This window comes from Rhizobacter sp. P3_B12, from assembly GCF_056402895.1.
In genome coordinates this window covers 1-9,181 of record NZ_JBFUGN010000162.1, presented here as the reverse complement: position 1 = coordinate 9,181, position 9,181 = coordinate 1, and the positions used below count along the sequence as shown (strand labels likewise).

Here is a 9,181-nt window from a genome sequence, read left to right as displayed (position 1 = left end):
GAGCGCTGGCGGCAGCGGGTGCTGCGCAGCCCGCACCACGGCGCGTCGGCGGTGGCGCTGGTGGGCGGCGGGTCGCCGCCGCGGCCGGGCGAGATCTCGCTCGCGCACCACGGCGTGCTGTTCCTCGACGAGCTGCCCGAGTTCCCGCGCGCCGCGCTCGAGGCGCTGCGCGAGCCGATGGAGACCGGCCGCATCACGATCTCGCGCGCGGCGCGGCAGGCCGATTTCCCGGCGCAGTTCCAGCTGATCGCGGCGATGAACCCGTGCCCCTGCGGCCACCTGGGCAACCCGCAGCGCGCGTGCCGCTGCTCACCCGACCTGGTGCTGCGCTACCAGGCGCGCATCAGCGGCCCGCTGCTCGACCGCATCGACCTGCAGGTCGAGGTGCCGGCGCTGCCGGCCGAGGCCCTGGCCGCCGCCCCCGACGGCGAGCCGAGCGAGCGGATCTGCGAGCGCGTCCTGGCCGCACAGCAGCGCGCGCTGGCGCGCCAGGGCTGCCGCAACGCGCAGCTGGCCGGCGATGCGCTCGACCTGCATTGCGCGCTCGACACGGCCGGCGCGGCCTTCCTGCGCGCGGTGTCGAGCCGGCTCGGCTGGTCGGCACGCAGCTTTCACCGCGTGCTGCGGGTGGCACGCAGCATCGCCGACTCGGCAGGCCGTGAGGCCATAGCGAACGCCGACCTGGCCGAGGCCATCCAGTACCGGCGCGCGCTGGCGCCCGGGTGACGGCGAGGGAGCAGCTTCTTGACGTGACCTCGGTCACGCTTGCGGCGCCTGCATTCATCGATCAGGGCGTGGTCGACGCGCGGTCATGCGGACCGGCCAGGGGTTCCCTACATTCGCGGCTCGTTTCCAGCCCGCCCGAGGTTCCCCCCGATGCAGTCTTCCCATCGCCCGCCGGCTTCCCTGCTGATGCGCGCCGCCGGCCTGGCCGCGCTGCTGCTGTCGCAGGCGGCCCTGGCCGACATCGTCGTCGGCCAGGTGGCGCCGTTCAGCGGCCCGCAGGCCGTCACCGGCAAGGCCGTGCACGCCGGGGCGCAGCTCTGGTTCGATGCGGTGAATGCGCGCGGCGGCATCAAGGGCCAGCGCATCCGCTTCGTGACGCGCGATGACGCGCAGAAGCCCGACCAGACGGTCCGTCTCGTCAAGGAGCTGATCGAGAAGGAGTCGCCGGTCGCCCTGCTGGGCACCATCGGCACCACCAACCTCGAGGCGCTGGCGGCCGACGGCGTGCTGGTGCGCACGCATGTCGGCATGGTCGGCGCGATCTCCGGCGCCGCCTCGGTGGCCAGCGCCGACGGCATGCTGGTCGTCAAGGCGAGCTACCGCGACGAGGTGAACCGGCTGCTGGGCCAGCTGTCGCACCTGGGCATCCGCCGCGTCGGCCTGGTCTACCAGGACGACGGCTTGGGCAAGGACGTGCTGGCCGGCGCGCAGGACGCCGCGGGCCGCTTCGGCATGACGCTGGTCGTGCGTGCCGGCTACCCGCGCAACACGATCGAGGTGGGCAGCGCGGTCGACCAGATGATCGCGGCCGCGCCCGAGGTGGTCGTGCTGGGCGCCACCACCGCGGCCGCCATCGAGTTCACGCGCCGCTACGAGGTCGCCGGCGGCCATGCGCTGCTGTACGGCATGTCGATCATCGACACCGATGCGCTGCTGAAGGCGCTGGGCACGCAACGCGCCCGCGGCTACGCCTTCTCGATCGTGCTGCCGCAGACGTCGCAGCCGAGCCTGTCGATCGTGCGCGAGTACCTGGCCCTGCAGGCCGCGACGCCGAGCCCGGACCTGTCGGCCCGCTCGATGGAAGGCTTCATCGCCGCGAAGGCGCTCGTCATGTCGCTGGAGAAGACGCAGCGCATCACGCCCGAGGCCATCACCGCGACCTTGCGCAGCTCGCCCCCGCTCGACCTGGGCGGCTACGTGCTGGACTTCGGCACGCGAGGGCGCGGCGGCTCGCACTACGTGAACTTCGGCATCTTCGGCACCAACGGCCGCATCGTCCAGTGAACCGACACCCCATTCCGATCATGCAAGCAGCACCCATCCGCCGGCGCCTCGCCCTGTTCGCCATCGCCGTCTCGTTCAGCCTCGGCAGCCAGGCCGCCGAGCGCGAGCTGGTGGGCAACACCATCCTGCTCGGCCAGTCGGCGCCGTTCAGCGGGCCCTCGTCGCAGCTGGCCACCGAGTTCAACCTCGGCGCGCGCACCTACTTCCAGTCCGTCAACGAAGCCGGCGGCGTGCACGGCCGCAAGATCGAGCTGCGCACCAGGGACGACGCCTACGACCCGGCGCGCACCGTGCAGAACACGCACGAGCTGATCGAGAAGGACGGCGTGCTCGCGCTGTTCGGCTACATCGGCACCTCGACCACGCTGGCGGCGCTGCCGGTGCTCACCGCCGCGCAGGTGCCGCTGTTCGCACCGGCCTCGGGCGCCGCCGCGCTGCGCGAGCCGTTCAACCGCTACGTCTTCAACCTGCGCGCCGGCTATGCCGAGGAGGCCGACCACATCGTCGAGCAGCTGAGCATCACCAACCTGACGCACCTCGCGGTGTTCCACCAGAGCGATGCCTTCGGCACCGCCGGCATGGACGCCGTGGCCCAGGCCGGCAAGAAGCGCAAGCTCGCCCTGGGCACGGTAGCGACCATCGAGCGCGACAGCACCGACGTGGCGGCACCCGCGAAGGCCCTGCTGGCAGCGCACCCCGATGCGGTGGTGCTGGTCAGCTCCTACGCCTCGTGCGCAGCGCTGATCAAGGAGATGCGCAAAGGCGGCTTCAAGGGCCAGTTCGTCAGCCTGTCGCATGTCGGCGGYAAGTCGCTGGCCGACGAGCTGGGCAGCGCCGGCGCCGGCCTGCAGGTCTCGGAGGTGGTGCCGTTCCCGTGGGCGGAGGCGAGCCCTGTCCAGCGCGAGTACGCGCAGGCGATGCGCAAGGCCGGCGTGCCGACGCGCAGCTTCCATTCGATGGAAGGCTTCATCGCCGCGAAGGCGATGACCGAGGCGCTGCGCCGCACCGGGCCAGCACCGACGCGCGCCAAGCTGATCAGCGCGCTGGAGACGATGCACGACTGGGATGCGGGCGGCTACCACGTGACGTTCAGCCCCGAGACCCACAACGGCGGCCACATGGTGGAGATGACGATGCTCGGCTCGGACGGCCGCTTCCTGCACTGAGCGCCCGAGGATGCTGGACGCTGGGTGGGCCGTCCCGCCGGAGTTCGACGCCATCCGGTCGGAGGCGGACCTGCGCGCCTTCGTCGAGCGCTTCCGCCTGAAGGCCTTGCGGTCGCATCCGGCTTCGGCGCAGACGCTGGGCGAATGGAGCGGCGCGATCGACGGCCGCACGGTGTTCGTGCGAAGCCGCCGCGTCGCGGCACCACACGGGCCGCGCGGTGCGTGGCTGCAGCGGGTGAGCCTGACGGTCGGCACGGCGGCCGGTGGCCCGCTGTCGGAGCGGCAGCTGTATTTCGCCGTGGCGTGAGTTCAGGCGGAGAGCAGCACCTCAGTTCAGCCGCGCCGGCGGCAGCACCGGCATCCTGAACAGGCGTCCGTCGGGCAGCACGACGAAGTGGCAGGTGGTGCCGGGTCGCTCGGTGACGGTCATCGACGCGCTGCGCCACGAGCGCATCTCGGTGGGGTGGGGCTCGCGCAGCTCACGCAGCGTGATGGCAACGTGGGTCGGCGCGGATGTCGGGGCGGCTGGATGTGTGTTCATGTGTTCATTTTGTTGAGCACATGAAAGAAGCCGGCCTCACCGGCGAACCGGCGTGCAGCGGCGCGAAATCAGCGCCGCGGGTCGAGGTGCTCGCCGAGGTGCTCCCGGAAGCTCGCCGCGTCGAGGAAGCCCACCACCCGCGCCTCGCTGCGCTCCTCGCCGCCCGGCGGGAAGAACAGCAGCGCCGGCGGCCCGAACAGGCCGTACCTGCGCATCAAGGCCTTGTCCTGCGCATTGTTGGCCGTCACGTCGACCCGCAGCAGCGTCATGCCGGCCAGCCGCTCGCGCACCGCGGCGTCGGTGAAGGTCAACGACTCGAACTCCTTGCAGGCGACGCACCAGTCGGCATACAGGTCGACCATCACCGGTTTCGTCGACGTGCGCACCGCGGCATCGAGCGCCGCCAGGTCGGCCACCGGCTGGAACGGCAGCGCCGCCTCGCGCGTGCCGCCGGCCGGGCCCGAACCAGCGAGGTGCTGCAAGGGCTGCAGCAGGTCGCGCCCGCCGGACGCGATGCCGGCCAGTTGCAGCACCGCGAGCACCGCCAGCAGCAGGCCGACGCCACGCGTCGCCGCACGCCCCGGCGACGCGGTGCCGCCTTCGAACGCGCCGAGGTACACCGCGCTCGCCAGCAGCAGTGCCGCGGCACCGAGCATCAGCCCCCACGACGGCAGCACCGGCGACACCATCCACAGCGCCACCGCCAGCAGCATCACGCCGAAGAAGTGCTTGACGCGGTCCATCCACCCGCCGGCGCGCGGCAGCAGCGAGCCGGCCGACACGCCGACCAGCAGCAGCGGCACGCTCATGCCCGATGCGAGCGCGAACAGCGCGATGCCGCCCAGCCACACGTCGTGCGTGCGGCTGATGTAGACCAGCGCACCGGCCAGCGGCGCCGCGACGCAGGGGCCGACGATCAGCGCCGACAGGCCGCCCATCACGAACACGCCGAGGTATTGCCCGCCCTGCAGCCGGCCCGACACCTCGCTCAGCTTGCTCTGCAGCGCGTTCGGCAGCTGCAGCTCGTAGACACCGAACATCGACAGCGACAGCCCGGCCAGCAGCAGCGCGAACGCGCCCAGCACCCAGGCGTTCTGCAGCGCGGCGGCCAGCCCTTCGCCGAGCAGGCCGGCCGTCATGCCGAACGCGGTGTAGATGAGCGCCATGCCGAGCGAGTACGCGAGCGCCAGCGAGAAGCCGCGCCAGCGCGAGACCGTGCCGCGCTGCCCGACGATGATCGACGACAGGATCGGCAGCATCGGCAGCACGCAGGGCGTGAACGACAGCAGCACGCCGGCCAGCAGGAACACGCCGGCCACCGTCAGCAGGCTGCGCGATTGCAGCGCGCTGGCGAAGCGGCCGGTCTCCGGTGCGGCAGGTGCAGTGGGCGTCGCAACGGGTGCGGCCGGCGCGGCAGGCGCAGCCGTGGCATCCACGTCGGCCACCGCCGCCACGGTCCATCCGCCGGCAGCCGGCTTCAGGTCGAACGCGTGCGAAGCCGGCGGGTAGCACAGGCCTTTCTCGGCGCAGCCCTGGTGGCCCACGGTGAGGCGGAACGGCGGCGCATCGGCGGCGATGGGCAACACCATCGTGAGCTCGTCGTGGAAGATCTCGACCTCCTTCTGGAAGGTCGGGTCGAACTTGGTCTTGCCGCGCGGGATCGCCACCGCCGCGCCCGCCGCCGTGGCCGGCGCGGCCTGCACGCCCAGGCGTTCGCGGTACAGGTAGTAGCCCGGCGCGATCGCGAAGTGCATCGCGACGTGCCGTGCGTCCTGCGCCTGCACGCTCAGCCGGAACGCGGCCTCGGGGTCGAGGAAATCGTCGGCCGCAGCGGCCGCCCGCAACGGCAGCAGCGCGGCCATCAGCCACAACGCCCTGAACAACAGGTTCTTCATCGCAGGGTCTCCGTCAAAACTGCCGGCTCACGCCGAGCTGCACCGAGCGCGCGCGGAACGGCTCGAGGTTCGGCGACCCGTCGCCGCCGGCGCGCCAGCTGCCGCGCTGCTCGTAGGCCTCGACCTTCGCGTCGACGGTCCACAGCGCGTCGAGCTTGTACTCGGCCTTCAGCCCCAGCGTGAACGCGCCGAAGGCCGACAGCCGCTGGTCGCCCGAGTTCAGCTGCCCCGGCGACAGCGCCGGGAACACCGGCGCGCCATTCGCATCGACCTGCGCCCTGGCGTAGAAGTCGGCCGCCCCCTGCGTGTGGTACCGCAGCAGCGGCGTCAGCGCGAACTGCCCGCCGAGCGGCTGCACCCACTCGGCCTGCAGCGTGTGGGCGCGCACGCCGTAGCTGTCGCGGTAGGCGCGCCAGCTGCTGCGCAGCGTCGCGCCGAGGTCGGCGACGTGGTGGTTCCAGCGCGCCAGCAGCGTCGCCTGGCGGCGCCGGTCGGGGCGGAAATCGAAGTCCTTGTACGGGTCGTCGAAGTAGCCGTGCCCGAGGCTGTGGCTCACGTCGATCTGCACCAGGTCGACCGCCGACACCGCCTGCGTGACGCCGACGATCACGTCGGTGCCGCTGCGCTCGCGGCGGTCGATGCCGAGGTTGCCGCCATCGGTCGGGTGGATGCGGTCGCGGTTGCCGCCGATGCCGGCATGCCAGGTCGTGTTGTTGTCGTCGCTGGCCCACGAGCCGTTGAGCGACAGCGCATCGGAGTCGTAGTCGTGCTCGCGCGAGACGCTCGCGCCGATGGAATACGACGCGCGGTCCAGGTAGTGCGTGACCCGCACGTCGCCGGCGCGGCGCGTCTCGTGCATCGTCGAGGCGCTGGAGACCGCGCTCTGCCAGCGCGGCGTCGCACCCGACAGCGAATCCAGCACCGCCGTGCCCTCCACCGACCAGCGCGGGCCGAGCGGCGCCAGCAGGTAGAACGACGGCGAATCGACGGTGATGCGGTGCAGGCCGGGCTGCGAGTCCTCGTAGTGCAGGTGCTTCAGCGCGACCAGGCCGTGCTCCGGCGCGCCCTGTGCCTGCGCGCTGCCGGCCCAGACGCCGGGCAGGGCCAGCGCGGCCAGCACCAGGGCGCCGCGTGCGTCAGTTACATCCACAGCCACCTCCGCCGACGCCGTAGCCACCCGAAGCGGCCTCTTTGCTCGCATAGATGTGCTGCGCATAGCGCTCGCCGAGCGCATCGCCGGCCATCGTCATCTCGGGCCGCGCGAGCTGGCCCTTCTCCCACGGCTGCGGCGGTGCCCAGGCGGCACAGCCGCCGAGCACGGCCAGGCACAGGCAGCCGGCTGCCCGAAGCATCGGTCGCATCGAAGATCCTTGAATTGAAGAGAGAACTACGGGGTCGCGAGCGCCGCGGCGAGCTTCGCCTCCAGCGCCTGCCGCTCGTCGTCGCGGAAGCCCTGGTGCACCATCAGCACCTCGCCGTTGCGGCCGATCAGCACCGAGGTCGGCATGCCCTTCACGCCGAAGCGCTTGGCCGAGGCACCGGCGGCATCGAACGCGAGGCCGAAGCGCGCCGGCAGCTGCGCGAGGAACGCATCGGCATCGGCCCGCTTCGCATCGAGGTTGATCGCGACGATCTGCAGCCCCTTCGCGCCGTACTTCGCCTGCATCTCGTTCATCCACGGGAACGACTGCCGGCACGGCCCGCACCACGAGGCCCAGAAGTCGACGTAGACCAGCTTGCCCTTCAGCGCCGACAACTTCGGCGCGGCGTCCACCGCGGCCGGCAGCTCGACGTCGGGCGCCGRCTGGCCGACCTCGACCGCGAAGGCCGGCAGCGCACCGATCCCACCCGCCGCGAGCAGCGCGGCGGCCACCGTGCGCCGCCAGCTCATACGCAGCTGGCCGTGACTTCGTGGTCGTGCTGGGCGCCGAGGGTCGAGGTCACGCTCACCGCCTGCCCGGCCTTCAGCGCCTGCAGCTGCGCCGGCGTGAAGGTCACGCTGTGGGCGTGCGACGCGGTGCCCGTGATGTTGTAGGTCTTGTCGGTGGTCGAGTCGAGGTCGGCGGTCGCGATGACCAGCACATGGCCATGGTTGCCGGCGATCGCACCGCCGGACGAGCCGCAGCTCTGCGGGGCCGGACCGGGCGCCGGGGCGGGGGCCGGCCCCGGCGCGGGCGCCGGGCTGCCATCGCTGCCACCGCCGCCGCAGGCCTGCAGGAACAGCATCACCGTGCTGCCGGCGGCGGCTCCCAGGAATCCCTTGCGTGTCATCGTCATTGCATCGCTCCTCTTGGTCTTTCATCGACCGGTTCGACAGGCAGGCCCGTCGGCCTGCGGCTCGAAGCGCACGGTCCACGACCGTCCTGCTCCTGTCGGTGTGTGCGGGTGGGAGCGAAAAGAGTTGCAAGCGCTTCGCAGGCATTGATCGAAGCCCCGCTGCGGCTGCGTTCGAGCGCGGTGCGCACCGCGGCGGCATCCTGCGACGGCGCGGCCTCGAGCAGCAGCGCGGCGACCGCGCTCGCATGCGCGGCCGCGAGCGACGAGCCGGAGCTGTAGTCGTAGCGGCCGCCAGGTTCGAGCGTCAGGATGTCGCGGCCGGGCGCGCGCAGCACCGCATCGGGCACGCCCTGCATCGCGCGGCCGGGGCCGCTGCTGTCGACCGCGATCACGCCGGCGATGCCGGTCGGGAAGCCGTGCGGCCGGCCGTCCGGCGGCATCGCGCCGATCACGATGCGGCCGCGGCCCAGCGCATGGGACACCAGCCGCGTGAGCAGCGGGTCGTCGGGCCCGCCCAGGCTCAGGTTGATGATGCGGGCGCCGTCGTCGATGCTCGCGCCCAGCGCCTGCGCGAGCGTGAACGAGTTGCAGCGCGCACCGCCGTCGGCTGCCACGCGCTGCCAGCAGGCCTTGTAGACCGACAGCGTGGCCTGCGGCGCGATGCCGACGATGCCTTGCCGGTTGTTCGCGACCGCGGCGATCACGCCGGCCACCTCGGTGCCGTGGCGGTCGGCGTCGAAGCGCGCCGCGCTGCCGTCGACGAAGTCGCGCGTCGCCGCGATGCGGCCCTGCAGGTCCGGGTGGGTGGTGTCGACGCCGGTGTCGATCAGCGCGATGCGCACGCCCTGCCCGCGCGCGCGCTGGTGCGCGTCGGCCGCATCGAGCTCGACGAAACCGCTCTGCAGGTCGACGTACGGATCGTTGTAGGCCGCGCCGGCCGGCGCATGCACCGCGTCCGGCAGGCTCAGCGTGTCGAAATCCTGCAGCGGCTGCGCCAGCTCGACGCGCGGATCGCGCGCCAGTGCGGCCAGCACCTGGTCGCGCTCGGCACCGGGCGCGATCTCCAGCACCACGCAGTGCACGCGCAGCGCGCTGATCGGCCAGGCGGCGAGCTCGCGCAGCCCGTGCTCGCGCTCGATCGCCTCGAGCACCGCGCGGGCCTCGCTGCCGGCGCCGTAGCGCTGGCTGGCGTGGTAGGTGGCGAGCGTCGAGCCGGCCTGCGGCACGATGCGCTCGCGCGGGTTCGCGACCGCGACGACGATCAGGCGCTGCGGGTGCTCGCGCAGCAAGGC

General features: G+C 72.4%; 11 protein-coding genes. 4 read left to right on the top strand and 7 right to left on the bottom strand.

The genetic code is table 11. The features are described 5' to 3' along the window. The 4 genes from AC1D01_RS11545 to AC1D01_RS11530 all read left to right on the top strand — a co-directional run. Window positions 1–726, top strand: a 726-nt coding sequence (locus AC1D01_RS11545) for an ATP-binding protein (protein WP_477866246.1), incomplete at its 5' end; no start/stop codon positions are given. Between the two features lie 150 nt (window positions 727–876). After that, window positions 877–2,010 carry an ABC transporter substrate-binding protein gene (locus AC1D01_RS11540; protein ID WP_477866244.1) on the top strand — a complete coding sequence of 378 codons (1,134 nt, stop codon included), beginning with the start codon at window positions 877–879 and terminating at the stop codon, window positions 2,008–2,010. A gap of 20 nt (window positions 2,011–2,030) precedes the next feature. Then, on the top strand, window positions 2,031–3,176 hold the full coding sequence (locus tag AC1D01_RS11535) for an ABC transporter substrate-binding protein (RefSeq protein WP_477866242.1): 1,146 nt from the start codon (window positions 2,031–2,033) through the stop codon (window positions 3,174–3,176). A gap of 10 nt (window positions 3,177–3,186) precedes the next feature. After that, window positions 3,187–3,483 carry a hypothetical protein gene (locus tag AC1D01_RS11530; RefSeq protein ID WP_477866240.1) on the top strand — a complete coding sequence of 99 codons (297 nt, stop codon included), beginning with the start codon at window positions 3,187–3,189 and terminating at the stop codon, window positions 3,481–3,483. Between the two features lie 21 nt (window positions 3,484–3,504). On the opposite strand, the gene AC1D01_RS11525 is transcribed toward AC1D01_RS11530, so the two are convergent. From AC1D01_RS11525 to AC1D01_RS11495, 7 genes are all read right to left on the bottom strand, one after another. After that, a complete protein-coding gene (locus tag AC1D01_RS11525; RefSeq protein WP_477866238.1) occupies window positions 3,505–3,717 on the bottom strand; it encodes a hypothetical protein in 213 nt (70 codons plus the stop codon). A 68-nt stretch (window positions 3,718–3,785) separates the two neighbouring features. Continuing rightward, window positions 3,786–5,612, bottom strand: a complete 1,827-nt coding sequence (gene dsbD / locus AC1D01_RS11520; RefSeq protein ID WP_477866236.1) for a protein-disulfide reductase DsbD — start codon at window positions 5,610–5,612, stop codon at window positions 3,786–3,788. A gap of 13 nt (window positions 5,613–5,625) precedes the next feature. Then, the gene (locus AC1D01_RS11515) at window positions 5,626–6,762 is read right to left on the bottom strand and encodes a DUF3570 domain-containing protein (RefSeq protein WP_477866234.1); all 1,137 of its coding nucleotides are present in this window, start codon (window positions 6,760–6,762) and stop codon (window positions 5,626–5,628) included. Continuing rightward, window positions 6,749–6,973: a DUF4266 domain-containing protein gene (locus AC1D01_RS11510; protein ID WP_047509768.1), complete on the bottom strand. Its 225-nt coding sequence runs from the start codon at window positions 6,971–6,973 to the stop codon at window positions 6,749–6,751. Before AC1D01_RS11510 ends, AC1D01_RS11515 begins: the two co-directional genes overlap by 14 nt. A 26-nt stretch (window positions 6,974–6,999) precedes the next feature. After that, window positions 7,000–7,503: a TlpA family protein disulfide reductase gene (locus AC1D01_RS11505; protein ID WP_477866232.1), complete on the bottom strand. Its 504-nt coding sequence runs from the start codon at window positions 7,501–7,503 to the stop codon at window positions 7,000–7,002. Then, window positions 7,500–7,889, bottom strand: coding sequence for a hypothetical protein (locus tag AC1D01_RS11500; protein ID WP_477866230.1), 390 nt, complete (start codon window positions 7,887–7,889; stop codon window positions 7,500–7,502). The genes AC1D01_RS11505 and AC1D01_RS11500 overlap by 4 nt, the downstream gene beginning before the upstream one ends. After that, a partial coding sequence (locus AC1D01_RS11495) for a S8 family serine peptidase (RefSeq protein ID WP_477866228.1) occupies window positions 7,886–9,181 on the bottom strand: 1,296 nt, incomplete at its 5' end. The genes AC1D01_RS11500 and AC1D01_RS11495, both read right to left, overlap by 4 nt.

Coding starts and splice junctions, on each gene's coding strand:
- AC1D01_RS11540 (WP_477866244.1), top strand. CDS start 877: ATGCAGTCTTCCCATCGCCCGCCGGCTTCCCTGCTGATGCGCGCCGCC.
- AC1D01_RS11525 (WP_477866238.1), bottom strand. CDS start 3,717: ATGAACACACATCCAGCCGCCCCGACATCCGCGCCGACCCACGTTGCC.
- AC1D01_RS11510 (WP_047509768.1), bottom strand. CDS start 6,973: ATGCGACCGATGCTTCGGGCAGCCGGCTGCCTGTGCCTGGCCGTGCTC.
- AC1D01_RS11500 (WP_477866230.1), bottom strand. CDS start 7,889: ATGACGATGACACGCAAGGGATTCCTGGGAGCCGCCGCCGGCAGCACG.
- dsbD (WP_477866236.1), bottom strand. CDS start 5,612: ATGAAGAACCTGTTGTTCAGGGCGTTGTGGCTGATGGCCGCGCTGCTG.
- AC1D01_RS11530 (WP_477866240.1), top strand. CDS start 3,187: ATGCTGGACGCTGGGTGGGCCGTCCCGCCGGAGTTCGACGCCATCCGG.